The sequence below is a fragment of the Janthinobacterium sp. 78 genome (assembly GCF_003096775.1).
Classification (GTDB): Bacteria; Pseudomonadota; Gammaproteobacteria; order Burkholderiales; family Burkholderiaceae_D; genus Janthinobacterium; species Janthinobacterium tructae.
The window spans coordinates 567,967-592,335 of record NZ_QENT01000001.1 but is presented as its reverse complement, the minus strand read 5'-3'; the positions used below and the strand labels follow the sequence as shown (position 1 = coordinate 592,335).

General features: G+C 62.5%; 24 protein-coding genes. 6 read left to right on the top strand and 18 right to left on the bottom strand.

From position 1 onward, the window contains the following. Window positions 1–120 precede the first annotated feature (120 nt). Window positions 121–744, top strand: coding sequence for a TetR/AcrR family transcriptional regulator (locus C8C92_RS02550; RefSeq protein ID WP_116742954.1), 624 nt, complete (start codon window positions 121–123; stop codon window positions 742–744). Here C8C92_RS02550 and C8C92_RS02545 read toward each other — a convergent pair. After that, on the bottom strand, window positions 717–1,814 hold the full coding sequence (locus tag C8C92_RS02545) for an exo-alpha-sialidase (protein WP_116742953.1): 1,098 nt from the start codon (window positions 1,812–1,814) through the stop codon (window positions 717–719). The two genes, C8C92_RS02550 and C8C92_RS02545, sit on opposite strands and share 28 nt — an antisense overlap. A 1-nt stretch (window position 1,815) precedes the next feature. Next, the gene (locus tag C8C92_RS02540; RefSeq protein WP_116742952.1) at window positions 1,816–2,085 is read right to left on the bottom strand and encodes a MoaD/ThiS family protein; all 270 of its coding nucleotides are present in this window, start codon (window positions 2,083–2,085) and stop codon (window positions 1,816–1,818) included. Between the two features lie 102 nt (window positions 2,086–2,187). On the opposite strand from C8C92_RS02540, the gene C8C92_RS02535 reads away from it, so the two are divergent. After that, window positions 2,188–2,499, top strand: a complete 312-nt coding sequence (locus tag C8C92_RS02535) for a hypothetical protein (RefSeq protein ID WP_099761038.1) — start codon at window positions 2,188–2,190, stop codon at window positions 2,497–2,499. A gap of 1 nt (window position 2,500) precedes the next feature. Here C8C92_RS02535 and C8C92_RS02530 read toward each other — a convergent pair whose 3' ends face one another. From C8C92_RS02530 to C8C92_RS02455, 16 genes are all read right to left on the bottom strand, one after another. Further along, window positions 2,501–2,791 (bottom strand): 2Fe-2S iron-sulfur cluster-binding protein, encoded by a 291-nt coding sequence (locus tag C8C92_RS02530; protein WP_116742951.1) that lies wholly within the window; start codon window positions 2,789–2,791, stop codon window positions 2,501–2,503. Between the two features lie 15 nt (window positions 2,792–2,806). Continuing rightward, on the bottom strand, window positions 2,807–3,955 hold the full coding sequence (locus tag C8C92_RS02525) for a Gfo/Idh/MocA family oxidoreductase (protein ID WP_243420094.1): 1,149 nt from the start codon (window positions 3,953–3,955) through the stop codon (window positions 2,807–2,809). Window positions 3,956–3,964: 9 nt separating this feature from the next. Further along, a complete protein-coding gene (locus C8C92_RS02520; RefSeq protein ID WP_116742949.1) occupies window positions 3,965–5,017 on the bottom strand; it encodes a sugar phosphate isomerase/epimerase in 1,053 nt (350 codons plus the stop codon). A gap of 79 nt (window positions 5,018–5,096) precedes the next feature. Next, window positions 5,097–6,032 (bottom strand): substrate-binding domain-containing protein, encoded by a 936-nt coding sequence (locus C8C92_RS02515; protein WP_243420386.1) that lies wholly within the window; start codon window positions 6,030–6,032, stop codon window positions 5,097–5,099. 97 nt (window positions 6,033–6,129) lie between these two features. Next, the gene (locus C8C92_RS02510) at window positions 6,130–7,146 is read right to left on the bottom strand and encodes an ABC transporter permease (protein WP_099761043.1); all 1,017 of its coding nucleotides are present in this window, start codon (window positions 7,144–7,146) and stop codon (window positions 6,130–6,132) included. Next, complete coding sequence (locus C8C92_RS02505) at window positions 7,127–8,614, bottom strand: sugar ABC transporter ATP-binding protein (RefSeq protein WP_116742947.1); 1,488 nt, start codon at window positions 8,612–8,614, stop codon at window positions 7,127–7,129. Before C8C92_RS02505 ends, C8C92_RS02510 begins: the two co-directional genes overlap by 20 nt. After that, the gene (locus tag C8C92_RS02500) at window positions 8,614–9,639 is read right to left on the bottom strand and encodes a LacI family DNA-binding transcriptional regulator (RefSeq protein ID WP_116742946.1); all 1,026 of its coding nucleotides are present in this window, start codon (window positions 9,637–9,639) and stop codon (window positions 8,614–8,616) included. The genes C8C92_RS02505 and C8C92_RS02500 overlap by 1 nt, the downstream gene beginning before the upstream one ends. Window positions 9,640–9,904: 265 nt before the next feature. Next, window positions 9,905–11,341: a CsgG/HfaB family protein gene (locus tag C8C92_RS02495; RefSeq protein WP_165829241.1), complete on the bottom strand. Its 1,437-nt coding sequence runs from the start codon at window positions 11,339–11,341 to the stop codon at window positions 9,905–9,907. A 71-nt stretch (window positions 11,342–11,412) separates the two neighbouring features. Beyond that, window positions 11,413–12,027: a hypothetical protein gene (locus tag C8C92_RS02490; RefSeq protein ID WP_099761047.1), complete on the bottom strand. Its 615-nt coding sequence runs from the start codon at window positions 12,025–12,027 to the stop codon at window positions 11,413–11,415. Between the two features lie 82 nt (window positions 12,028–12,109). Further along, complete coding sequence (locus C8C92_RS02485) at window positions 12,110–13,225, bottom strand: hypothetical protein (protein ID WP_099761048.1); 1,116 nt, start codon at window positions 13,223–13,225, stop codon at window positions 12,110–12,112. Further along, complete coding sequence (locus C8C92_RS02480) at window positions 13,226–14,404, bottom strand: hypothetical protein (RefSeq protein ID WP_099761049.1); 1,179 nt, start codon at window positions 14,402–14,404, stop codon at window positions 13,226–13,228. 193 nt (window positions 14,405–14,597) lie between these two features. Continuing rightward, window positions 14,598–15,512, bottom strand: a complete 915-nt coding sequence (locus C8C92_RS02475) for a glycerophosphodiester phosphodiesterase (protein WP_116742945.1) — start codon at window positions 15,510–15,512, stop codon at window positions 14,598–14,600. After that, window positions 15,487–17,091 (bottom strand): hypothetical protein, encoded by a 1,605-nt coding sequence (locus C8C92_RS02470; protein ID WP_243420093.1) that lies wholly within the window; start codon window positions 17,089–17,091, stop codon window positions 15,487–15,489. Before C8C92_RS02470 ends, C8C92_RS02475 begins: the two co-directional genes overlap by 26 nt. Window position 17,092: 1 nt before the next feature. After that, window positions 17,093–17,965, bottom strand: a complete 873-nt coding sequence (locus C8C92_RS02465) for a hypothetical protein (RefSeq protein WP_116742944.1) — start codon at window positions 17,963–17,965, stop codon at window positions 17,093–17,095. 28 nt (window positions 17,966–17,993) lie between these two features. After that, complete coding sequence (locus tag C8C92_RS02460) at window positions 17,994–19,016, bottom strand: hypothetical protein (RefSeq protein ID WP_116742943.1); 1,023 nt, start codon at window positions 19,014–19,016, stop codon at window positions 17,994–17,996. Next, entirely contained in the window at window positions 19,013–19,840 is an 828-nt protein-coding gene (locus tag C8C92_RS02455; RefSeq protein ID WP_133250687.1) for a hypothetical protein, read from the bottom strand. Before C8C92_RS02455 ends, C8C92_RS02460 begins: the two co-directional genes overlap by 4 nt. A 125-nt stretch (window positions 19,841–19,965) precedes the next feature. On the opposite strand from C8C92_RS02455, the gene C8C92_RS02450 reads away from it, so the two are divergent. The 4 genes from C8C92_RS02450 to C8C92_RS02435 all read left to right on the top strand — a co-directional run bounded on the left by C8C92_RS02450 (window position 19,966) and on the right by C8C92_RS02435 (window position 24,338). Beyond that, window positions 19,966–21,363: a caspase family protein gene (locus C8C92_RS02450; protein WP_116742941.1), complete on the top strand. Its 1,398-nt coding sequence runs from the start codon at window positions 19,966–19,968 to the stop codon at window positions 21,361–21,363. A 75-nt stretch (window positions 21,364–21,438) separates the two neighbouring features. Then, a complete protein-coding gene (locus tag C8C92_RS02445; RefSeq protein WP_116742940.1) occupies window positions 21,439–22,263 on the top strand; it encodes a hypothetical protein in 825 nt (274 codons plus the stop codon). Window positions 22,264–22,294: 31 nt separating this feature from the next. Further along, a complete protein-coding gene (locus C8C92_RS02440) occupies window positions 22,295–23,026 on the top strand; it encodes a hypothetical protein (protein ID WP_116742939.1) in 732 nt (243 codons plus the stop codon). A gap of 46 nt (window positions 23,027–23,072) precedes the next feature. Continuing rightward, window positions 23,073–24,338 carry a DUF6445 family protein gene (locus tag C8C92_RS02435; RefSeq protein ID WP_116742938.1) on the top strand — a complete coding sequence of 422 codons (1,266 nt, stop codon included), beginning with the start codon at window positions 23,073–23,075 and terminating at the stop codon, window positions 24,336–24,338. Window positions 24,339–24,369 lie beyond the last annotated feature (31 nt).

The window sequence follows — 24,369 nt, the reverse complement described above, 5'->3', positions numbered from 1 at the left end:
TGCATATGCGATCCGGTCAATAAAATATAAGGATTAAATTACACTACACAGTGTAGTTCCTATTCCGGGCAAAGTAAACCAGGAGGTGTAAAATATTGTTTTCAAAGGAGATTTCCCGCCATGGCCGCACCGCAACGCCTCACCGACCGCAAGCGCGTCGCCATCGTCGATGCCGCCATCGCCGAGTTCCGCGAGCACGGTTTTGACGCGACCAGCATGGACAGGATCGCCGCCACGGCCGCCGTTTCCAAGCGCACCGTGTACAACCATTTCCCCAGCAAGGACGAACTGTTCGCGGAAATCCTGCAGCGTATGTGGGAAAGCAGCGTGGCGCAGCCCGCCGTACCCTATCTTGCGGACCAGCCGCTGCGCCCGCAGGTGCTGGCTCTGGTCGAGCAGAAAATGGGGTTGCTGTGCGACCCGGCATTCATCGACCTGGCGCGCGTGATCTTTGGCGAAACCATCCACTCGCCCGCGCGCGCGCAAGCGATGGTGGCGCGCCTGAATGAAAAGGAAACGGGCCTGTATCTGTGGATCCGCGCGGCGCAGCAAGATGGGCGCATCAAGGCGGGCGAGACGGTGGAAGTGGCGCACCTGCTGATGTCGCCATTAAAAACCTTTGCCTTCTGGCCACAGATCACCATGGGTGAGCCTCTGCTGGGCCCGGCACGCCGGCGCGAAGTGGCGGAACTGGCCGTCGATATCTTCCTGTGCTACTACGGCGTGGCAAAACAGACGGCATAAACGGGCGGCAAGTGGGCAGAGATGGTCTGCCAATGCTCGCCCTCGTCGCTCGAATACCAGGCGCCGCCCGTCGTCGACGCCATCACTAAACTGCGCCCATCGTCGGCCAGCGCCAGCCCGTGGCGGTAGATGAGGTCGTAGCAATGCTGCTGCGGCAATCCCGCGCGCAACACCTGAAACGTCTTGCCGCCATCGCGCGTGCGCGTCACGGCCAGCGCACCATCGATGGGAATGCGCAGCACATCCGCCTGCGCCGGCACGAACCAGGCCGTGTCGCCATCGCGCGGATGCACGGCGACGGCAAAGCCGAAATGCGACAGCGGCGCCGTGGTCACTTCCTGCCAGTGCCAGCCGGCATCTTCCGAGCGCCAGATGCCGTTATGGTGCTGGCACCACAGCGCGTCCGGCGTGCCGGCGCTGCGCACGATGCGGTGCGGATCTTGCACGGCTTCATTTTCATCGAGCTCGGGCGGCATGTAGTCGGCCCGCATGCCCGTCGCGCTCAAGGCCCAGTTGGCGCCGCCATCGCGCGTTTGCCACACGCCGCCGCAGGACACGCCGACGAGCACTTTGCTGCTGTCGCGCGGATCGACGCAAATGCTGTGGATGCCGGGCACGTCGTAGCCGCCGCCAAACCACTGCGCCCGCTGCGGCACTTGCCACAGGGACTCGACCAGTTGCCAGCTGTCACCGCGGTCGCGGGAACGAAACAGGCCGCCAGGCAGGGTGCCCGCCCACAGCACGCCGGGCTGGTCCGCGCCACCGGCTGCCAGCGACCAGATCTGCCGCAAGGTCCAGTCCAGCGTATCGCTGCTGTCTTCCGGCTTGGCGGGATAGGCGGGCACGGCGATCTCTTGCCAAGTGGAACTGCCCCTGTCCAGGCGGTGCAGCTTGGCGCCGAAGTGGCCCAGGTTCAGGGCCGCGTACAGCGTGCCGTCGCGGCCATCGTGCAGCAGCATGGAAACGGGGTCGCCGGCAAACTGCACCAGCGCCAGCTGCCAGGCGCCGGCCGCATCGACATCGAACTGGAACAGCCCCTTGCGGGTGCCGAGATACGCGCGTTGGCTCATGTCAACCTCCGGAAAGTGCCTGCAAGATATACACCTGGCTGTCGGGCCGCAAGGCGTCATCGAGCACGCGCCGCTCGCGGCAACGCGCGCCGTCGATGAAGATCACCACGTTGGGACGCAGCGCGCCCTGCTCGTCGAGCACATAGCCGCGCAGGCTCGGCTGCTGCGCAAACGCGGCATCCAAGGCGGCGCGCAGGCGTGGCGCGGCCACGTCCACGGTGGGAGCGTCCAGGAAACGTGCCAGTTGCTGGGTAAAATGCAAGTGCGCCATGCTGCCTTCGACGTCATTGGCCTGGACTCATTCTAGTCCGCTTTGCCGACGATACAATGGCGCATGCCCTAAAATAGGGCCAAGCACACAAGGAGGCCAGGCATGACGATTACCCCGGAAGAACTAGCGGTGCTGATGCAGGAAGTGGAAGTGGCCGACCCCATCGATTTTGCCGACTTGCCCTTCGACGAGCAGGAATTGCGCGGGCTGATCGCCAACCACCTGTGCGAGATGGCCGATGCGATGGAAAGCTTCAGCCCGGAAGACCGCAACCTGGCCCTGCTGGCCGTGGCGGCCAAGCTGGTGCTGGAAAACCTGGTGCTGCACGTGCAGCTGCTGCGCCGCCACGGCTTGCCCGTGAGCGACAGCGTGGACGCGCTGCTGCAGCGGCTGAAGGGCGGCAAGTCCTTTTGAGTCAGGCACCTGTGCGCACGGCCCGCGCCTGCACGGTGAGATCGCTTTCGGCCACGGCCACGCAGGGCAGGATGTAGCCGTCGAGCCGTTCATCGGGGCTGATGCCGGGCCAGTCCACCGTGTAGCGTATCTTTCCTTCGGGCATGTGACAGAGGCAGGTACGGCAGGTGCCGTTGCGGCAGGAACTGAGCAGGCGGATGCCGGCCAGCTCGGCGGCGGCCAGCACGGTGGTGCCGGCCTGGGCCGGGAATTGCCAGCCTTGCGGGACGATGGTGATGGTAAAGGAGCGCATGCCCCAGTGTAACAGTCAGCTTGCCAAGGTCGTCCACTGCGCGCCCGCCGCGTGGCTGCGCAGCACGGCCTCGGCAAAGGCCAGGCCCGCCACGCCGTCAAACACCGTCGGCAACCAGCGGGCCGCCTCCGGCACGGGCAAGCCCGCTTGCAGGGCACGGATGGCCAGGGCCGCATCCAGATACAGCTGGGCGAACGCTTCCAGATAACCTTCCGGATGGCCGGCCGGCACGCGCGTGGCGTGGCGCGCCGCCGCACTGTCGACCCGGCCCGGGCGCAGCAGCTGGCGGTTGCCGCCCTGCGGCGTCAACCACAGTGCATTTGGTTGTTCCTGATCAAAATCGAGCTGCGCCTTGCTGCCGAACAAGCGCAGGCGCACCGTGTTTTCGCAACCGGTCGCCACCTGGCTGGCCCACAAAGTCCCCTTGGCGCCATTCGCATAGCGCAGCATCACCTGCACGTGGTCGTCCAGGCTGCGATTCGGAACAAAGGTCGACAATTCCGCCAGCACGGATTGCGGCGTCATTCCGCTGACGAATTGCGCCAGGTGGTACGCGTGCAAGCCCACGTCGAGCAGGGTGCCGCCAGGGCCAGCTTTCAGCGGGTCGTTATGCCAGTTGCCCTGGTTCATGCCGCCAGCGGCAATGGCATCGGCCAGCCAGTCTTGCGAATACTCGACTTGCACCAGGCGCAGCGCGCCGATCTCGCCCGCCTCGACCATGGCCCGGGCGTGGCGCAGCAGCGGATAACCGCTGTAGGTATGCGTGAGCGCAAACAGCAGATTTTTCTGCTCTGCCAGCGCCGCCAGCGCCTGACCTTCCGCCAAAGATATTCCCAGCGGCTTGTCGCAGATCACGTGGATGCCCGCTTCCAGGAACGCCGTGGCGACCGGTGCGTGTAAATGGTTCGGCGTGACGATGGCCACCGCCTCGATACCGTCCGCGCGCTGGCTTTCGGCCTGCGCCATGGCGCGGTAATCGCAATAGCTGCGCTCCGGCGCCAGATGCAGCGCGGCGCCGCTGTCACGCGCACGCTGCGGGTCGGACGACAGGGCGCCCGCCACCAGTGCGTACTGGTCGTCGATGCGCGCCGCGATGCGGTGCACGGCGCCGATGAATGCGCCCTGCCCGCCCCCTACCATGCCCAGCCGTAAGCGTCGCTGCATGTCGTCTCCTTATTTCAAGCCAAGCAAGTGATGAATTTGCTCCTGGTCCACCGCGCTGCCCGCGAAATCGTCGAACGCGCGTTCGGCCACGTGGATGATGTGCTCACGGATAAAACGCGCCCCTTCGGCCGCCCCATCCTCCGGGTGCTTCAGACAGCATTCCCATTCCAGCACGGCCCAGCCAGGGAAATCGTATTGCGCCAGCTTGGAAAAAATCGCCTTGAAGTCGATCTGCCCATCGCCCAGCGAGCGGAAGCGCCCGGCCCGGTCTTGCCAGTCGGCATAGCCGCCATACACGCCCTGGCGCCCGTTGGGCCGGAATTCCGCATCTTTGACGTGGAAGGCCTTGATGCGCGCATGATAAATGTCAATGAAAGCGAGGTAATCGAGCTGCTGCAGCACGAAGTGGCTGGGGTCGTACAAGATCGAGGCGCGCGGGTGATCGCTGACGGCGGCCAGGAAGCGCTCGAACGTCACGCCATCGTGCAAATCCTCGCCCGGATGCAACTCATAACAAAGGTCCACGCCGGCTGCATCGAACGCGTAGAGGATGGGCAGCCAGCGCTTGGCCAGTTCCGCGAATGCCGTCTCCACCAGTCCCGCCGGGCGCTGCGGCCACGGATACAGATACGGCCAGGCCAGCGCGCCGGAAAACGTCACGTGCGCCGTCAAGCCCAGGCGCTGCGAGGCGCTGGCCGCCCACAGCAATTGCTGCGTGGCCCAGGCCGTGCGGGCAGCCGAGTCGCCACGCACGTGTTCGGGCGCAAAGCCATCGAACAGCGCGTCGTACGCGGGATGCACGGCGATCAGCTGGCCCTGCAAGTGCGTCGACAGTTCCGTCACCTGCAAGCCGTGGCGCGCCAGCAGGGCGACCACATCGTCGCAATACTGCTGGCTATTGGCCGCTTGTTCCAGATCGAACAATCGCGGCGCCGTGGGCAGCTGCAAGCCCTTGTAGCCCAGTCCGGCCGCCCATTGCGCCAGGTGCTCGAGCGAGTCGAACGGCGGCTCGTCGCCGAGAAACTGGGCCAGGAAAATGGCCGGGCCCTGGATGGTTTTCATGTCAATGTCCTGTTAACCCAAACCAAAACCCGGGGTCGTACCCTGAGGGTACGACCCCAGCCCTTGTTTTGGGGTGTCGTTAAAAAGGCGAGTTCGGAAAGTAGAACTGCTTGGCATTCTCGCGCGTGATCAGCACCGACGGGATGATGGTGTTGGCCGGCAATTTATCACCTTTCAGGCGCGCTTCCGTCGTCAGCTTGATGGCGTCGTACATGAACTTCGGCGAGTAGGACACGTCGGCCACGATCAGCGGGTCGGAACCGTCCATGATCTTCTTCACGGCGCCCTTCGCGCCCGCGCCGCCGAACACTTGCTTGATATCCGTGCGCTTGGCTTGCGCGATGGCTTTTTGCACGCCGATGGCCATGTCGTCATCGGCGGCCCAGACGGCGTCGATGTGCTTGAAGCGGGTCAGATAATCCTGCATGACCTTGAATGCATCGTCGCGGTTCCAGTTGCCATACTTGGCATCCAGCACCTTGATGTCGGGATGACCTTTCATGACGGCACTGAATGCGTCAAAACGCTCGTTATCGAGCGTGGTCGGCATGCCGCGCAGCACGACGATATTGCCCTTGCCATTCAGGCTTTTCGCCAGATACTCGGCCGGCAGCTTGCCAAAGGCCGTGTTGTCGCCCGCAATGTAGGCATCCTGCGACTGCGTGTTCGTCAAGCCACGGTCCACCACCGTCACGTACACGCCCTTGTTTTTCACTTGCGCCACGGGCTGCGTCAGCGAGGCCGACTCGATGGGGAAGATGACCAGGGTGTTGATTTTGTTCACCGTCAACATGTCCTGCAACTGGTTCGCCTGCTCGGGCGCCGTGGCGGCCGTCTTGACGATGATCTTCACGCCCGGATGGGCTTTTTCCAGCTCCGCCTTGGCCTGGTTCGCCCACCACACGATGCCCGACGTGAAACTGTGCGTGGCCGTGGGGATGGCGACGCCGACCACCAATTTCTCTGCCGCCTGCGCACTTGGCAAGGCCCACGCCTGCATCACCAGCACTGCCATCCCTGCTACCCCTGCTACCCGTCCAAAGCTCTTCATGCTGCTCTCCTCCAAGGTTGTGGGCGCCCGTTGGCTGCCCTTTCAGAACGCCGCTGTGTTTTTATTTGCGGCCTCGCTGCAGGAAGGCGACGGCGATGATCACCACGCCTTGCACTGCGGCATTCAGGTAGACACTGATGATGCTGGTCAAATTCAGGATATTGCTGATCACGGAGAGCAGGATGGCGCCGATCACGGTGCCGACGATGCGCCCTTCGCCGCCCTTCAGCGCCGTGCCGCCGACGACGACGGCGGCGATCGCTTCGAGTTCCCACAGCAAGCCCGTGGTCGGCGTGGCAGAGCCCAGGCGCGGCACGTACAGCACCGTGGCGATGCCCACGCACACGCCCAGCAGCATGTAGGTGGCAATCTTGACCTTGTCGACATTGATGGCCGCATAGCGCGCCACTTGCTCATTGGAACCGATTGCCTGCACGTGGCGGCCAAACGTCGTGCGGTTGAGGATGATGGCGCCGGCCGCCGCGACGAACAGGAAAATCCAGATCGGGATCGGTGCGCCCAGCACGCTGGTGTAATACACGGGGCTGTACAGCTCGGACAGGGTGGCGTCCAGGGTCAGGGCGCCGCCGTCGGCCAGATACGTCAGCACGGCGCGGAAGATGCCCAAGGTGCCCAGGGTGACGATGAACGGTTCGATATTGCCCTTGCTGATGAGCAAGCCATGCATCAGGCCGAATCCGGCCCCCAGCACCAGGGCCATGGCGATGCCCAGCACCAGCATGGTGATGGGCGCCAGGTCGCCGCCCGCGCCTTGCGCCAGCGCATTCATGAAATAGATCATGCAGCCGGCGATCAGCGCCGCCATCGAGCCGACCGACAAGTCGATGCCGCCGGAAATGATGACGAAGGTCATGCCCACGGCGATGATGCCGATGAAGGCCGTGCGCGTGAGCACGTTCATCAGGTTGTCCAGCGTGGCGAAATCGCCGTTGAGCAAGGTGCCCGCGATGCACAGCGATAACAGGCCCAGCACGGGGCCAAAGCCCTTGATGCGCGCGCCCAGTTTGGCGATGCGGGCGCCGGTGGAGACAGTGGTGTCAGTGCGTACCGGTTGCATGGGCAATCAACTCCTCTTCGGTCAGGTGGTCAGCAGACAGGGTGGCTTGCAAGGTGCCGGCGCGCATCACCGCGACTCTGTGGCACAGGCCAATCAATTCGATCAGTTCCGATGAAATCACGATCACGGCGCGCCCTTCGGCGGCCAGGCGGTGGATCAAAAAGTAAATGTCGCGCTTGGCGCCCACGTCCACGCCACGGCTGGGCTCGTCGAGCACGACGACACGCGGGTCCGAATGCAGATATTTCGCCAGCGCCAGCTTTTGCTGATTGCCGCCCGACAGCATGCGCGCGCGGCTGTCCAGGTCGCCCGTGCGGATATTGAAGTCCAGCACCGCCCTGGCCAGCGCCGCCTTCTCCGCCCTGACATCGAGCCACGGCCGCGCATAGCGCTGCAGCGTCATCATGGTGAGGTTTTCGCGCAAGCCCAGATTCACATGCAGACCTTTTCCCTTGCGGTCTTCGCTCAAATACGTCAGGCCGTGCTGCATGGCCTGCTTTGGCGTGCGGATGTCCACGGGCTGCCCATTGAGCTCGATCAGCCCCGCGCTGCGCGGGCGCAAGCCCAGCAGTGCCTCGAACGATTCCGTGCGCCCCGCCCCCACCAGTCCCGCAAAGCCCAGCACTTCACCGGCGCGCACCTCGAACGACAGGTCTTTCGACCAGCCCGGCACGCACAGGCCATCGACCTTCAGCAGGATCGGCGCATCGGGCGCCAGCGGCACTTTCGCGGGGAACATGTCGGACAATTCGCGCCCCACCATCAGGTTCGCCATCTGCTGGCGCGTGAGGCTGGCCGTCGGCTCGCGCGTGACGAAACGCCCGTCGCGCATGACGATGACTTCATCCGTGTTGCGCTCCACTTCATCGAGCTTGTGCGAGATATACAGGATGGTGACGCCGTCCGCTTTCAACTGGGCCATGACGGCGAACAAACGCTGGGTTTCCGACGACGTCAGGGTGGCCGTGGGTTCGTCCATGATCAAAAAGCGGGCGCGGCGCGACAGGGCCTTGGCGATTTCCACAAGCTGCTTTTCGGCGACGATCAGGTCGCGGATTTTCGTCTCGGGCGAGACATCCAGGCCCACCTGTTTCAAATAGCGCGATGCTTCCTCGAGCATGGCCGCTTCGTCGAGCAACCAGCCGCGCGTCTTTTCGTGGCCTAAAAACATGTTTTGCGCCACCGTCAGGTGCTCGGCCAGGTTGAATTCCTGGTGGATCAGCACGATACCGGCAGACTCCGCCGCGCGCGAACTGCTGAAATGCCGGGGCTGGCCATCGATCAGCAGCTGGCCTTCGCTCACGGCCTCGTAGCCGGCAAGGATTTTCATCAGGGTCGACTTGCCGGCGCCGTTTTCGCCCAGCAAGCCATACACGCGCCCGGGCGACAAGGTAAAACTGACGCCATGCAAGACGCGCACGGGGCCGAAATCCTTGCAGACCCCATCGAAACCGACGGCAACGCTCACTATGCACTCCCTCGCAAAATTAACTGGTGTTGCAGCAACACGCCCGGCACACTGGCCGCCGGGTCCGCCAGCCGCTGCAGCAATAATCGCGCCGCCGTCTCGCCCAGCTCGCGCATCGGCTGCGCAATGGTGGTGAGACCCGGGTCGATCTGCGCGGCGATGGCGATATCGTCGAAACCGATCACGGCCACGTCTTCCGGCACGCGTTTTTTCAACTGGCGCAGCGCGCTCAAGACGCCAATGGCCAGGGTGTCGGACACGGCAAAGATGGCCGTCGGCGCGTCCGGTCCCGCCATCATGCGCAAAGTGGCGGCCGTGCCCGCTTCATAGTCGAGGCTTTGCACCGTGTGCACCCACTGCGGCTGCACGGGCAGGCCGGCGCCCGCCAGGGTGTCCAGGTAGCCTTGCTGGCGTTGCCGCGCGTACAGATAGCGTTCATCGGAATTGATCAGGCCGATGCGCGTGTGGCCGCGCGCCAGCAGATGTGCGACGGCGTCGGAGGCGGCGCGGTGGTTGTCGATGCCGACATAGGGCACGGCCACGGCGGGATCGAATTCGCAGCAGGCCACCCACGGCAGGCTGACGGATTCATGCGACAGGGCGTGCTGCACCGTGTCCGGGTCGAGGCAAATGGCGCCATCGGCGCGGTGCATGCGCAGCAAGTCGAAGTAGGAACGTTCGCGGCCCGCATCGGCGCCCGTGTCGCACAGCAGCACGAAATAGCCGTGTTCGCGCGCCACCGTGTCGATGCCGCGCACGATTTGCGCATAAAACGGGTTGCCCACGTCGGGCACCATGGTCAGCAGCATGCGGCTCTCGGCCGTGCGCAAGCTGCGCGCCAGGTGGTTCATGCGGTAGCCGAGCGCGGCCACGGACGCGAGCACCTTGTCGCGCGTGGGCGCCCGCACCCCGGCCTGCTCATTCATCACGCGCGAGACGGTGGCCACCGACACCCCCGCATGCGCGGCGACGGCGCTGATGGAGACGGTTTCTGTCGGCAAAGAAGACGGGACGGCTGGCGGCATGGGGGGTTTCACATAAATGTAATCGATTACATTTATAGTCCAGTCGCGCGCGCGATGCAAACATTATCGATGCTGCGGTGCGGGAGAATGGCCCGTGCAAGCCGCCGGCAGTAGGTATTTTCCGGGGCTGGACGGGCCAGTGTTGCGTGGCAAAATGATACGTCAGGGGAACATGGACACCGGCAACATCACTCCGACACCCAGGCAGCGCCCCGGTTGCCTGGGGCTGTGGCGACTTGCCTGGATTCGCCAGGCCAAGAGAGGCTTACCAGTCCTTGTCGCTAGCCTCTGCAGCGGCATTTTTGGCAGCCGCAGGTGTATTGCGCTTCACTTCGGTTTTCACCGGCGCCACCGCAGGCTCCACCTTGACGATGGTTTTTTCCGCAGGTGCCGCTTCCCGCACCTGCAGCGCGCCCGCCGCGATGCCGTCGAGCTTGATCTTGACGTTTTCCAGGACGCCATACGACAGCTTCGGCGTGACGCGCTCGATACGTACCTCGCAGCACAGCTTTTCCATATTGCCCAGGGATTGGCCAGTCTGCGGATCCTTGATTTCCTTGCCTTGCTGATACACACGGTAGCGGCCGTTTTCCACCACGGCGTTGCCACCCTGACTCAACACAACGTTGTCGCCATCGCGCTCGACGATGGAAATAGGGAACGTGCGCAGCAAGATAGCCTCGGTCGCCTGTTTAACGATCGCTGCCTGCATATTCTTCAGCGTCTGGCTCTCATTAAAGTTACTGCCCAAGGTCGTGGCGGCAATCGCTGGCGGTTCGCCTCGCAGGGTGGTCGATTGCAGGATCTGCCGCGTAGTCAGATTGATCATGCGTTGCGAGACCGACCAGGCACCGGCATAGGACACCAGTTCGCGGTCCGAGGTCTGCAGCTTGCGTGCATGACGCTGGTAAGCGAATTCATTGACCACGCCGACCCACACCAGATCCGCGCTCAGCGCCTGTCCCAGCTTGGCAAGGTCACTACTCGGGGAATTACCCGAGGTAATCATATTCAATTCATCCTGCAACTCGCCCTCGAACTGGCGATCCAGCACGGTAAAGCGGCCCGTTTGCGACAAGGCATCAATGATCTGCTGGCGTATTGGCGCCAGCACTTCCTGCGCCGGCACCGCGCGCCCGCCAATATTGAAGCTGGCTTGCTCGCTGCGCAACGGCGCCACGACGATCTTGATCTTGCCACTATCGGCTGGCGCCTTGAACTTGGCAATGCGCGCTTCGATCTCCACCTTGTACATACCGCCCTTGGAAAACGGCGATGCCATGTCAACCACCTTGAACGAGGACACCACGCCCTTCGATTGACTGATGATCTGCTCGGCAAAAGCCTGACCCTGCATGGTCGCCTTCATGCTGGCGCTCCCTGAACCGGCCGTCGAATCGACATCGAGCGTTGCCGTCACCTGCTCAAACATGCTCGCATTGCTTGAATTGGCTTGCACCGTAGCGCCATTGACTTGCATGATGGCCAGCTTGAGCGCGTCATTGAGCGCGGCACCGGGCGAAATGCCGCTGCCAGTTGCCGTCGTAGTGACTTGTTCGACCTGTCCGACGTCAGGTGTCTGCGTCAGATTAGGCGCGCTTGACGTAACAGGCGGCTGCGCAGCTTTCTCGCCGCAAGCAGCCAGGCCCAAGGCGATACTCAGCAGTATGGCTGGTATACCGGATTTCATTGTGATCTTCATAGGCAATTCCATTGTCCCAAAAAAAAAGGGCGAACCAGTCGCCCTGCTATCTTTCCTACTCCGTTTTTGACTTACAGCAATGCAGTAGCGTCGCTGGCTTCTTTTGGCAGCGGAATATTATTGTTCTTGGCAAAATCGATCGCCACTTTCAAGGTGCTGCCGACGGCCTTGATCGATGACGGCAGGTTTTGCGCGATAAACAGGGCCGAATTGGCCGATGCGCCCAGAGCGGTAACCGATGGCTTGAAGCTGCCGACATCCTTGCTCATGCCGACGTACTGAATCACGCCTTTCGACAGATCAATCAAGCCTTCCGTGAAGCGCTGCTTGCTCGCATCATCCATGGCTACTTTCTTGCCTTTCATTTTCTCTTCCAGCAGTTTGCTGTTTTCGCTTTGCATCTTGCTCGCACCCTGCAGGCTATCCTTGGTGGCGCCTTCGGTCAGATTCTGCGCTTCCAGGGCGGCCTTGTCCGACTCTTCCTTCAAACCAAACGCGGCCAGCATGGTGGCATCGGCTTTCATGACGCTTTGCGTACCGCCGACATATTTCTTGACGATCTGCTCGGCGGTGACTCCCTTGCCACCACCCAGCGCACCGGCCAGGCCACCGAATTGGGCCGATGCCAGGCTCGAAACTGCCAACAGGGTCGCACCCAACAATGCGGAAATACGAATATGCTTCATGACTTGCCTTTTAAAAGAAAAATGAGAAACAGTCGAGGGAATAGAAGATGCGGGCGTTCGACTTGCCGCCAACACCGGTATGTCAATACACGCCAGCGGCGCTCAAGCGGCTGATAATTTCCTTGGCCGCCAGTGCGGAAGCGTCCTTCAACGCCTTGGTCTGGGCTGTCGCATTGTCCGCACCGAGGCCAAAATACTGTACCGGTGGCACGGCCGCCACTTCACGAGGCAAGGCGCCACGCAAATCGAGTACGCGGCCGGTGACCGATACCACGACGCGCTGCAAACCGGTCGCTTCATCGGTCGCGGCAGGATTGACGTCAAAGGTGGCCAGTGCCAGCAAGGGCACATTCGCCTTGCGCAAGGCGGCAACGATGGAACGCAAGGTCGCGGGCGCCAAATCATTGCCTTTGGAAAAATCTTTATTCACGGATGGAATGTCCTTGTCACCGAGTACGAACTCAGGATCGGCGACCAGGTACCCCGCTTGCGAAAACACGCTCGTCACGGCCGTCTTCTGGTTGGCCAGAGAAAACACACGGTAGTCGGTTTCATCTGCCTTGCGCACGGTGCTGCCACCGGTTTCGACCTTGATAGTCTGCTTGAGGGCAACGTTTTCATTCCGGCGCACGGTGGCACTGGTGGCGATGGCCCCGCCGCTCAGCGATTCGCCTTCGCGGCCGTTCACGCTACCGCTCGTTTTCGCGCTACCGTCGAGGGTCAACTCGGCACGCTTGACCACACGCTCATCAAATGCCTTCACGCTGGCCACTTCGCGGCCGACAAAGACATACACCATCTGCGATTTTTCCCCGTTTGATACCCGACCGGTGGCACTGGCGCCTTTCAGGGTATTTCTCAGTTTCGCCACATTTAGTTCGGCACGCACTACCACGGAATATTTACGCAGGCTGACCTGATCTTGCTCGTTCAGGACGACAGTACTGAGCAAGAATTTATCCAGATTGGCTTCAATTTTTCCCTGGATCGCTTCAAAGTTTTCCGATTCCGCTTCGCCGCTCTCAGCGAAATAACGTTCTATCGCCGCCATTTGCGCCTTCTGATAAGCCATTTCCTTGTCGGCATCCGTCAGCATGGCCGCATATTTCACCGTCGCCGCGCCTTTTATCTGAATAACCTGGGAAAAGCATGGGCCGGCCAAAAACAAGCCCAGGCAAAACAACATCAATTTTTTCATCTATTTACTCGCCTTTAATATCACCCGAGTTGCCTCGAGTTGTTTTCCAATATCCTTGGCTCCTGCCGCAGTCTGTATCCATTTCATGTCGCCGCCTTCAAATGCGGCGGTCAGCTTTAAAAACAAACCGCGCAAGGCATCCTGATAGGCGGCAAAATCGTCGGATCCGATGCGGCCGGCAGGAACGATCGCCGTTTCGCCATTTTTCAAATCGGTATTCAGGAAGTCGGAATGGAGCAACGGTTCTGAAAACTGAACGTGCGCATATGCACCATATACATACGATATCGCGACAGCCGTTTCCGCCGTTTTAATCTTGGCAAACTTATTCAGCGTAATATCAAAAACATAATCACCTTCGCCGATGCTCAAATCGACATCATCACCATTCTCGAGCCGCAGCGACATGCGTCCCAGGGCGTCACCAGCCTTGCTCGGCAGCAGCGGCACGCCAGCCTTGGCGGCTAGCACTGAAGCAAAGGCGTCAACCACCATGCTTTCCATCAGTTGCGGCTGGCTACGCAGCGCGTCGGGCATGACCGCCAGCGCTTCGGGCGCCACTTTGGCACGCCGGATCTGGATCGTGCGCTGGCCTGGGGTCGGCAAGGTCGCGTGCGACAGGCGATCCAGATATTGCGTCACCAAGCCCTTGCCCTCTTCCTTCAACAATAACTGTTCGATGAATCCGCTAATACGTGCGGCATCGGGTGCGTCCGGCGTGGCATCAAACAGGGCGGCATTGACGGGATAGCTGCGCACCACGGTCTTGCTCTTGTAATCGAATATCAGGGCATCGCCACGCAAATTGACAAAGGTCTTGTAATAACTGCCAAAATTTTCCGTCAATACCGTTTCGCCGGTCAGTACCAGCACCGTGATCAAGGCCTGATCACTTTTCTTGAGATTAACGAGGGATGCAGGCGGCAACAGGCTGAGGGCAGGATTGGCCACTTTGCCACTACGGTCGTGAATAATGCGCGAAAGGTTCTGCCCCGACTTGTCGGCGCGCAGGCGCATATATAATTGGTGGGAATATGGAAAACGAACGCCGGCCGTGGCGGAGTCACCGGCAAATGCAAACCCGGCTACCGCTATATCGGCGGCATAGGCTGGGATCGCGAACAGGAAAAAAATCAGCTGAAATGACAGAACTGCATATATCTTGGATTTCGACCACACGAACCAACCTCTATTGCCTCATGGAAATAGCATAAATTGTAACTTATTTTTTATCAAAAAATCAAAAGTATTTTGCCAATTTATTACGTTTGTTGATAAATTCCGACGCTCCGTGAATTTGCCCAAGAATAAACCACAGAATATCTGGCTATTTTTTTAGAAAGCGACGTAATAAATATCAACGCGCCTTCCATTAATTCTTCATCATCGCGCAAAACGTCTCGGGATTGCCGTCAAGGATGACACCGCTGGGCCAGCGGTGGCTGCGCTGCTGCGCGCGCAACAGCGAGGCGGCCAGGGCCGAGTCGCCATCGACGGCATACACGAAAACGGGCATGTTCAGGCTGGCGGCGTCCATCAGCAAATTCGGGTTGGCGTCGAGGCTGCGCGCGTCGACGTGCACGCCGGCGGGCATGCCGATCTGCTGCTGCACGCGCTGCAGCCACGGTTTGTCGAGCTTGGGTGGACGGGCATTTTTCGCGATATAGCGGCTGACCCGGTTCGCGCCGGCCGCCTGTGCATTGCGCGCGTCAAACACGAGCAAACCCAGATAACCCTGCGGATCGGCGCGGCGCGCGCACGCCAGGTTGTTCGGCACGCCCGAGGTCAAAAACCAGTTGCCATGCTTGATATTTGCACGCAATTGCCCCACCAGGGTGGCGATCGGCGCGCACGAGGACACGACATCCTTGATTTCCGCGTTCAGGGTCTTGTTTGGGAAAGCCGTCGCCAGGCCGGCGATATCGCTGACGAAGGGCGGTGTTTCCGCCGTCAGCACGCCGCGGTTCTTCATGCTGGCGGCGCGCCAGTCGTCGGCCGTCAATTGTTTCACGGTGCGGGGCGAGCCCGTATCGACGACTCTGCCCGTCAGCAAGTCGTGGTGCACCACCCAGCTGCCGTCGCCCAGCAGTTGCAAATCCGTCTCGACGCCGTCCCAGGTGCCGAAATACGTGTTGCGCAGCGCACTCAGCGAGTTTTCCGGCGCATTGCCGGCGCCACGGTGGGCGTGCACCTTCATGCCCAGGCAGTCGGCCTGGACGGCCGTGCTGGCCATGCAGAGCAGCAAGGCCAGGGCGGCCGCCTTATTTTTGTTGCGGATGATAACCATATTCGATTCCCTGCAAAACATTGATGCGGATCGCTTCGTTGACGGGGTAGCTGTAGCCCTGCCCCACCGCCACGACGTGCGTGATATTGGCCAGGATGGCCTTGCCGGCGAGATTCCAGCGCGTGCTGTCGGGCTCGCCCTGACGCGTCCAGTCCAGCATTTGCCGGAACAAGTCGCTTCGCGTGACGTTGTTGTCGAGCACCGACAAGATGCCCCAGGTGCCCGCAAAGGCCGTCGCCAGCACGCCCGTGGCGATCCAGGCGGAACGGCGGCTCAGCTGTCCATCGGCACCCGCCTGCTCGCCCCGGCGCATGGCCAGCAGCAATAATACGACGGTGGCGATCAAATACAGCAATTTGGAAAAGTGGCCGATGGCGCCCAGCAGCGAGAAAAACAGGGCCACGGGCGGTACGATGGCCGCGCGTGCCGCTTCCTTGCCTTCATGGAAGAACCTGCCGCCCGCTTCAAAATCCGTGCGGCTGGCGCGGTATTCCACCAGTTTTTCCGCCGTCTGGCGATCCAGGAACTGGTCGAACAGACGCCCGAACTCGGCAGGACTCGCATACGATGCCTGCACCGTGGCGCTGGCTGGCAACTTCAACGCTTCGCGCAATTCCGCCTGCACGCCGGGGCGCGCGACAAAGGCGGCAAACGGCAAGCCAGGCGGGATGCGCTCGCCGCGCACGGTAACGCCCTTGCTGGCCGCCTCGGCCGTGTAGCGGCGCTTGACGGCGGCGCGGAAGCCCTGCTCGTCATCGGTACGCCAGTTGGCGGGCACGGGCACTTTCTTGCGCACATTGTTGACGACGGCTGCCTGGCGCCGCATCGGCACCGAATGCGGCTGCCAGCCACGCCGCGACAGGCTGCTCACGTATTCCTGCCACGAGGATTGCTGCTTGGCACGCAAGCCGGCATCGCTATCGGGGATGATGCCCGCATACAGTTCCCACTTGCCGGCCAGCTCGCGCATGGCTTCCTGATATTTGTCATAGTAGCCGGACGGGCCGCCCGCCACCTGGCGCACGTTGGCGCGCACCAGCTGCTCCTTGGCCGGCCCCATGCGCTCGTCAAGATGCCGCACCGACACGGCCAGGAAGGGGAACAGGGCCAGGAAGGATTTGCCTTCCGGCTTGGCGAACAGCGTAGGATCGTCGACCAGGCCTTGCAACTGCAAGCTGCCGCCTACCAGCGAGCGCTGCAGCAAGGTGGTATTGAAAGCCATGCGGCGAAATTCCGCGTCGCGCGTATTGACCAGCACATTCACCGTGGTTTTCAGCACGCCGAAGACGACGCCGGCCATCACCAGGCAGCAGACGATGATCTTTGTCCAGCTGGGGCCGCTGCCATTGTTCTTCAGGCGGCGGCGCCACATCAGTTGCAGCACCACCAGCGCGGCGGCGATGCCCGACAGGCTGCGGCCATAGAATTCCACCCCTTCCACGTCTTCCGGCTTGACGTTGCCGCCCACCACGTCGAGCAAGCGGGCATTGAAGCCCAGCTCGAAGCACAGATAAATGATCGTCAGGACGATCAGGATCAAGGTCTGCCGGATTTGCAGACTGCGCAAACTCGCGGCCATCTTATTTCCTCAAATCGATGACGACGGGCTTGATTTCTTCCGTCTGGAAACTCATGGCGGCCGGTACGCGCGAGGCGCTGTCGGCGGCACGGGTGGCCGGAGCCGCTGCCGGCGCGTTTGGCACGGTGCGGGCGGGCGCGGGCGCTTCCTGCGCCACCTGCCGGCGGTTGCGGCTGGTGGTACGCGTGGCGGGCTTGGTGGCGGGTGCCGGTGCGGCGGCCGGCGCGGCGGGAATCACGCGGCCGCTGTCGTTGCCCGGCATGGTGGCGATGACGGGGCCGGTGGCGCGCAAGGCGTCGTCGGCAAACGGCTGGGCGCGCGTATCGACGCCGGGCGGCACGGCCACGCTGGCGTTCAGCAGGCGGTTGTCCGTGTAGATCATGCGCGACAGGCGGTTGTAGTTGGGAAAGTCGATATTCAGCGATTTCGCGTCCGCCGCCAGTTCCACGCGGGGGCGGTCCTTGCAATTGCCGACCGTCCACTGCAGCACGTCCGTGCCCTGGAAAGCCAGCACTTCATAGCGGTAGGCGCAGCCGCGCTCCTGCGTTTCGACGATCACCACGGTGCGCTCGCCCACGTTTTCCACCCTCGCCACGCGGGCCGTCATCGCATTGGCCAGCGGCACGACGCGAAACGCCTGCGACAGCTTGATCGAATACTTGCCTTGCGGGTCCTTGCGCAAAGTGCCTTCCGTGCCGTCACGCAGGCGGAAGGTGGAAATCGGCGTGCCGAACAGCTCGGCAGTATCGAGGCCCACCAGCACGCCGCCACGGCCGTTCGGCGTCATGGCGCAGCCCGTCAACAGGACGCCAACTGCCACACCGGCGATCAATGTGCGCCAGTGCGCGGATGCAAAATTCTTATACGTTGTCATGCTGGATAACTTTCTCTTATTTCACAATTCAGGGATGGATCACGGCCAGGGGATTGCCCGGTCCCGGTGGCGGCAAGATTTTCTGGCGGTCGCGCGATAACAGCGTGAAGGCGCCCAGGGTGTCCGGTCCGGCAACGATTTCCAGCTGTTCGCGCTGCAGCCAGGTGCGGATTTCCGCTTCCGTGGCCTCGGCGCGGAACAGCACGCGCGTGCGCACGCCCGTCTCGACGCCGCTGCCGCCATTACGGAATTCCGCATTGCCGACCACGGCCTGATCTTTCGGCAGGAACAGCCACGCCGATTGCACCAGCATCACGCTGGCGGCCACGGCCGTGACGAGCTTCAGCCAGCGGCTCGCATTCGCAGCCCTGACTGGCGGGGCTACCGGTGCCAGAGCATCGGCCGAAGCGATCTGCAACTGCTGCAGCCCCTGGCGCAGCAGTTGCCGGTACGCCACGCGGCCATCCTTGCCCAGTTCGTTCGACAAGGGTGTGCCCGTCAAGGCGTAACCGTCGCCGGGCAGGGCCACGCGGGCGATCACGCCGGGCGCCGCCGTGGCGGCATTCGCGCGGCCATGCGCTTCCAGCCAGCGCGCCGCCTGCAGGCGCTCCTGGCTGAACACGCCCAGGCAGGCGCCCAGGTCCGTCACGGCCAGGGTCACGGGCATGTCGCACAGCACCAAGCCCGCGCGCGGGTCGGCGGGCGCATCGCGCTGCTCGACCACCAGGCCGCAGGCATCCGCATACGCAGCATCTGGCGTGACGAGCCAGCCGCGCCAGCGCTGCCGCGAGCTGTCCCAGGCATCGAGCAACACGGCGCCAAAGCCGGGACAGCGCGCCAGCAAGTGGATCTGCCCGCCCGCGATGGGCCGCACGGCCAGCGGCGCGGCATCGCTGCGGCGCTCGAAACGCTGCAGCAAGTGTTCCGGCACGGCAATGCCGCGCCAGTCGGGGGTATCGCCGCTCACCTCCGCGTCCAGCAATTCGGCGGACGATGGGGTAGATGGCAGGCGCGCGGCAACGATGGCCAGCGAGGGCGTCAATGCAGTCATGCCGGTGGCCTTTCATCAGGGTTCGGGGAGGTGGCTATCGGGTCCAGCTGCAGGGATAACGCGGCCAGGCACAAGATATCCAAAACTATTTGCGCCGCCTGCATATCGCGCGCGGTCAGGGCATCACCCACGCGCAGCTTGAGCAGGCTCAAGACCCAGCTGCCCAGCAGGGTAGAACGGTGGGCCGCTTCGACGATCTGGCGCCCCGCGCTGTCCGCGTCACCCTTCTGCCGGTGCACGAGGCCCAGCTTGCCGCCGTGGTAATGCGCGGACGCGATCTGCTCGGCCAGTTCCCTGACGGGCATGCCGCCGCAGCCGCAATGACGCAGCAGCAAGATCAAGTCCCGTGGCAAGGTGGCGATAAAAACGTCGGCCGCCTCGCGCACCTGCTGCGGCGTCAACTGGTAGTCGCGCAGCGGTTCGGCATAGGCGTCGGGCGCGCGCAGTTCGCAGCCCTCTTGCGCATCGGCATCGTCGTCATCGCGCTGCTTGCGCAGCTGGTCGATGATGAAGCGCTTGAAGTACAGAAACAAAGCACCGATGTGGTGGGGCGCCGCATCGCTGTCGCTGTGCAGGACTTTTTCGATGAAGAACTGGTGGCGTAAATCCGCCAGGGAATCACCGAGCGACGCCGCCTCGCGCGGGCGGCATGGGGTCAGCGCAGCGATGACGCGCTGGTAAAACTCGCCCAGTTCGCCTTGTGTCAGTTGCTGGCGGCGGGTCCAGAAAGCATGAATCCGTTCAAATTGTTCCGATTGCACAGCCGGTCCGATCGTGTGTTGGGGCGGCACGCGCCACTGGCCGGCGGCGATGCGCACAGGCAAACAAGCAATGCGCTGGCCAGACAAGAGAAACTTGTCAGTAAGGTAAAATGCATTTAAGCAATTTTCTCATATCACAGTAAAAATCGCTAACTTTTGTTACTTTCACGACAATTCCCGAGAAACCCATGCATCGCCTGATTCCCCTGTTTTTCAGTCTGTTCTTTTTACTGGGCAGCAACGTGGCGCACGCCGCCGTGCCAGCGGCTCCCGGCAAGCGCATCGCCCTGGTGATCGGCAATGCGGCCTATCCGCAGCCGCTATTGAATCCCGTCAACGATGCGCGCGCCATGGCCGAGCGCCTGCGCCGCCTGGGCTTTGAAGTGCTGTTGCGCACGGACATCAATGCGCAACAGCTGCAAAAGGCGTCGGCCGAGTTTTCCACGCAGGCACGCGGCGCCGATATCGCCCTCGTGTTTTACGCGGGCCACGGCGCGCAGGCAGGAGAAGCGAACTATGTGCTGCCGCTGGGCGCCAACATGAATGCGCTCAGTGCGGCCGCCATCGCCGCCCAAGGCGTGTCCGTCTCCAGCCTGGCGGGCGATTTGCAGCGCACGGGCGCGCGCGGCGCCGTGCTGATCCTCGACGCTTGCCGCCAGGAATATACGCGCGGCGGCGCCGTGGTGCTTCCCGGCGGCAGCAATGCGGTCAGCCACGGTTTTGCCGACACGCAAGCGCCACGCGGCGTGGTGATCGCCTATTCGGCCGGTCCCGGCGCCCTGGCGCGCGATTTCTGGTCGCCCGATTCGCGTAACAGCCCGTATACCAGCGCCCTGCTCGACGCGCTCGATGCCCCGGGCTTGCCGATGGGCGACGTGTTTTCGCAAGTGGCGGCACGGGTCGCCGCCATGACGCACGATGTGCAAAAGCCGCGCGTGTCGTTTGGCGAAACGTCGGCGCGCCTGGTGCTGAACATGGGCAGCGGCAAGGGCGTCAGCCAGCCTCCAGCCGGCGTGCTGGCCGGCGCGCAAGGCCAGGGCGGCATGCGCGCACCGGTCCCGGCGCCAGCGCCAGCGGTGGAAAAGCCGGCCGCACCGGGCGCCAAGGTGTGGCCAGGCAATGTGCTGCAAGACATCAACTACGAAATCCGCATGCAGATCGCGGCCCGCCCGTTTCCCCGCCAGCAACTGGAAAAGCGCGCGCGCGGCGGAGACCTGGTGGCGCTGACGGCCCTTGGCTACGGCATCGGCGGCGGCGATGCTGGTGTGAAACAGCCGAAGGCAGGCATGCAGTGGCTGGAAAAGGCAGCCGCGAAAGATTTTCCGATTGCCCAGACCTATCTGGCCGAATTGCTGATGGTCAAGGGTGACCCGGCCTCTTTGAAACGCGCGGGCGTGCTGCTGGACGCCGCCTCGCAGGCGGGCTACACGGCCGCGCACGCGTATAAATTCGACCTGGCGCGGCGCACGGGCGCACCGCCACAGGATGCGGCCCGGCATTTGCAGGATGCCTTCATGGGCTTGATGAAGGATTACCAGGGCGCCGCCAAAGACGTGTTACAGCCGCCAAAAAATAATTCTAAATAATTTTAGATTTCCCTGAACTGCCCCCGTTATCCGTGGGTACATGCAATAGAGCATGACAGTGACCAGGGAAATCCCATGCAAGCATCGAGCCCAGCAGCAACCATTACCACCGGCCAACGGGGCCGCATCCTCGCCTACCAACCGAGCGGACAAGGTTCCGTCAGCGTGGCCGGCATTCAACATGCTTTCGACGTGGCCACGCACTGGCGTTCCGACGTGGCGCCCGCCATCAACGCCGTCGTCGACGTGCGCTTCGATGACGCCGGCAGCCTCGCCACCGTCAGCGCCGTGGCAACGCAGCAACTGGCACAGGAAGACATGGCCATCGCGGCGAAACTGGCGCGCGACAAGGGCCAGCAACTGTGGCGCCAGGCCGTCTCGGCGCTGGGCATCAAGGTGCTGGCCAGCCTGGGCGTCCTGATCGCCGGCGCCTTTATCTTCAACACCATCGGCATCCGTTTGTTCGCCTCCGTCTCGCGCACTTACTGGCAGCTGCTGGGCCTGTCCGCCGACAGCCTGGAAAGCTTTGCCCGCGATGGCGGCGGCGGTTTTACTTCCGCACAATTCTTCTTCCTGCTGGCCATTGCCGGATGCTGCGCCACCATGGCCAGCAATAGCCCGAAAGCGGCACTGGGCAAGTGCGCGCCGCTGCTGTTCATCGTCATCCACAGCAGCTTGCTGTTCGTCAAGATCAAGGGCGCCGTCAGCGAGGCAGGTAACGCCATGGGCGGCATCATGGGCAGCCGCGCGGCCCGCATGGCCGAACAGATGGCCAGCGAAATGCTGGGACAAGTGTGGCAAGGCTTGTCGTTCGGCATCGGCTTTTACCTGGTGCTGGCGTCTTCCATCGTCCTGGCCGCGTACGGCATCGGCGAATACAAACGTAAAACCATCGGCTAAGCCACCTCACACATTCACTCAAGGAAATATCATGAACCGTACCCTCCCCGCCCTGCTCGCCATCGCCGTGATCCTGTCCGCCTGCGGCAAGACGGATAACGCCACACCCGTCGCCTCCGCCCCCGTCGCCGCGAATGTCGCCGACCTGGCCGCCAAGGCGCAAGTCAAGGCGGCCGCCGCCAGCCTGCCACAAGCGGATCCGGCCACGCCAAGCGCCAGCTATGTCGACATCACCAGCGGCAACCAGTTGATGTACAGCTACATCGCCCTGTCCGGCGTGCCGCCCGACTATGCGGCCGTGGCGCAACGCATTTCGCGCGAATATGCGGGCAGCAATGATGCCTTCCGCAAGCAGGAAGTGCTCGACGCGCTGAAACCGCAGATCGACGCCAAGGTCAATGAGGCCAAAACGAAACGCTACCTGCGCTACCAGATCAATGGCCAGGGCGCGCTGTCGCCGTACGCCATGGACAAGGCCGCCTTCCCCGCCAAGTTCGCCGACGCGGGCACGTATTACTACATGTATGACAACGGCGACTACAAGCTGGCGTTCACGAATGGCGACGGTTATTCCTTGCTGAAAGTGGACCAGGAGGCGGCGCGCAAGATCGAGGCGGCGCGCAGCGGCTACAAGGACTTCGCCATCGTCGTGTATGCCTACGCCCAGGAAGCGGACATGGCCAGCAACCAGGTCAAGGCGCAGATCGTCAAAGTGGCGATCAAGCTGAACGGGGAAGAAATTCCCGTCAGCCAGGCGCTGTAGAACAGCCTCGGTTACACTGTTCGCCACATTGCATCGGGATAGTGACATGGGCGAACAGACACTGGCGGAACAACAGCTGGCCAAGGGCCGGCAACTGCAGCAGCAAGGCAAGCTGATCGAGGCGATCAACGCTTACCAGGCCGCGTATCAACAGGACCCGGCCCTGGCCGAAGCGCAGCATTTCCAGGGCCTGGCCATGCTGGAACTGGGCCAGGGCACCATCGGCCTGGGCCTGTTAAAACTGTCGCTCAAACAACAGCCCGACAACGCCCTGTTCCACTACAACCTCGGCAACGTGCTGCGCGGTACAGACAACGAGGCGGCGCTGGCCAGCTACGCCACGGCGGCGCGGCTGGCGCCGCACGAGCACGATTTCGCGATTCTTCACGCGGAATTGCTGCTGGGGAAACAACGGCTGGCGGAGACCATCGCCGAACTGGAACGCGCCCACGCCCTGCGCCCGCAGCGCTGGCAAACCCTGCAGGGCCTGGCCGAGCTGTACTACCGCACGGGACAGCAGGATCTGGCGCTGGAGCGTTACGCGCAAGCGCTGGCGCTGCATCCGGCGCTGGCGCACACGTGCCGCATCGGCTTTGCCAGTCCGCAAGCGGAACAAGTAGAAACGCTGACACCGATCAACGTCGCGCCAGCGCTGCAGGACTTCCTGCGCGAAACGGATTTGCATATCCTCGACGATTTCCTGCCTGACCCCGCCGCCTGGCGCGCCCAGGCGCTGGCTCTGCCATTCGAGCAGCAGCGCTATGCGGGCCAGAACTATCCAGGCAGCCAGACGGCGGGCCAGCCCAGCCAGGCCATCATGGAGCGCATCGCCACGGCGCTGGGCCGCCCCATCCGTTTCATTTCGCCCGACAATGGCTCGTATCGCCTCAGCTATGCGGACGCCATGGCGCGCACGGATATCCACGTGGACAATGAGACGGGCAACAATTTCAATTTCTATGCGGGCGTGCTGTATCTAAACCCGCCCGAGCAGTGCCAGGGAGGCACCACGTTCTGGCGCCACCAGCCCAGCGGCTGGTACCGGCGCTTGCCCGAGGCGGACGTCAAAGCGGGCGGCTATGCCAGCTTCAAGGATTTCCAGAAACGCTGGCTGCCGAATAGTAAAGTGCAGAAATTCAACGACTTGCAGGAACAGCGCGACAGTTGGCAAGCGCTGCTGGAAGTACCGATGCGCCACAACCGATTGATCGTCTACAAGGGCCACTACTTTCACTCGATCAGCAATGTGTTTGGCGACACGCCAGAAAATGGGCGGTTGGTGCAGCTGTTTTTCTTTGAAGTCCCGGATTGAACCCCAAAAGCAAGATCCGGGGTCGTACCCT

What these genes read in the sequence shown, in the direction of transcription:
- C8C92_RS02550 (WP_116742954.1), top strand. Translation starts at nt 121, where the DNA reads ATGGCCGCACCGCAACGCCTCACCGACCGCAAGCGCGTCGCCATCGTC.
- C8C92_RS02545 (WP_116742953.1), bottom strand. Translation starts at nt 1,814, where the DNA reads ATGAGCCAACGCGCGTATCTCGGCACCCGCAAGGGGCTGTTCCAGTTC.
- C8C92_RS02540 (WP_116742952.1), bottom strand. Translation starts at nt 2,085, where the DNA reads ATGGCGCACTTGCATTTTACCCAGCAACTGGCACGTTTCCTGGACGCT.
- C8C92_RS02535 (WP_099761038.1), top strand. Translation starts at nt 2,188, where the DNA reads ATGACGATTACCCCGGAAGAACTAGCGGTGCTGATGCAGGAAGTGGAA.
- C8C92_RS02530 (WP_116742951.1), bottom strand. Translation starts at nt 2,791, where the DNA reads ATGCGCTCCTTTACCATCACCATCGTCCCGCAAGGCTGGCAATTCCCG.
- C8C92_RS02525 (WP_243420094.1), bottom strand. Translation starts at nt 3,955, where the DNA reads ATGCAGCGACGCTTACGGCTGGGCATGGTAGGGGGCGGGCAGGGCGCA.
- C8C92_RS02520 (WP_116742949.1), bottom strand. Translation starts at nt 5,017, where the DNA reads ATGAAAACCATCCAGGGCCCGGCCATTTTCCTGGCCCAGTTTCTCGGC.
- C8C92_RS02515 (WP_243420386.1), bottom strand. Translation starts at nt 6,032, where the DNA reads ATGGCAGTGCTGGTGATGCAGGCGTGGGCCTTGCCAAGTGCGCAGGCG.
- C8C92_RS02510 (WP_099761043.1), bottom strand. Translation starts at nt 7,146, where the DNA reads ATGCAACCGGTACGCACTGACACCACTGTCTCCACCGGCGCCCGCATC.
- C8C92_RS02500 (WP_116742946.1), bottom strand. Translation starts at nt 9,639, where the DNA reads ATGCCGCCAGCCGTCCCGTCTTCTTTGCCGACAGAAACCGTCTCCATC.
- C8C92_RS02495 (WP_165829241.1), bottom strand. Translation starts at nt 11,341, where the DNA reads ATGAAGATCACAATGAAATCCGGTATACCAGCCATACTGCTGAGTATC.
- C8C92_RS02490 (WP_099761047.1), bottom strand. Translation starts at nt 12,027, where the DNA reads ATGAAGCATATTCGTATTTCCGCATTGTTGGGTGCGACCCTGTTGGCA.
- C8C92_RS02485 (WP_099761048.1), bottom strand. Translation starts at nt 13,225, where the DNA reads ATGAAAAAATTGATGTTGTTTTGCCTGGGCTTGTTTTTGGCCGGCCCA.
- C8C92_RS02475 (WP_116742945.1), bottom strand. Translation starts at nt 15,512, where the DNA reads ATGGTTATCATCCGCAACAAAAATAAGGCGGCCGCCCTGGCCTTGCTG.
- C8C92_RS02470 (WP_243420093.1), bottom strand. Translation starts at nt 17,091, where the DNA reads ATGGCCGCGAGTTTGCGCAGTCTGCAAATCCGGCAGACCTTGATCCTG.
- C8C92_RS02465 (WP_116742944.1), bottom strand. Translation starts at nt 17,965, where the DNA reads ATGACAACGTATAAGAATTTTGCATCCGCGCACTGGCGCACATTGATC.
- C8C92_RS02460 (WP_116742943.1), bottom strand. Translation starts at nt 19,016, where the DNA reads ATGACTGCATTGACGCCCTCGCTGGCCATCGTTGCCGCGCGCCTGCCA.
- C8C92_RS02450 (WP_116742941.1), top strand. Translation starts at nt 19,966, where the DNA reads ATGCATCGCCTGATTCCCCTGTTTTTCAGTCTGTTCTTTTTACTGGGC.
- C8C92_RS02445 (WP_116742940.1), top strand. Translation starts at nt 21,439, where the DNA reads ATGCAAGCATCGAGCCCAGCAGCAACCATTACCACCGGCCAACGGGGC.
- C8C92_RS02440 (WP_116742939.1), top strand. Translation starts at nt 22,295, where the DNA reads ATGAACCGTACCCTCCCCGCCCTGCTCGCCATCGCCGTGATCCTGTCC.
- C8C92_RS02435 (WP_116742938.1), top strand. Translation starts at nt 23,073, where the DNA reads ATGGGCGAACAGACACTGGCGGAACAACAGCTGGCCAAGGGCCGGCAA.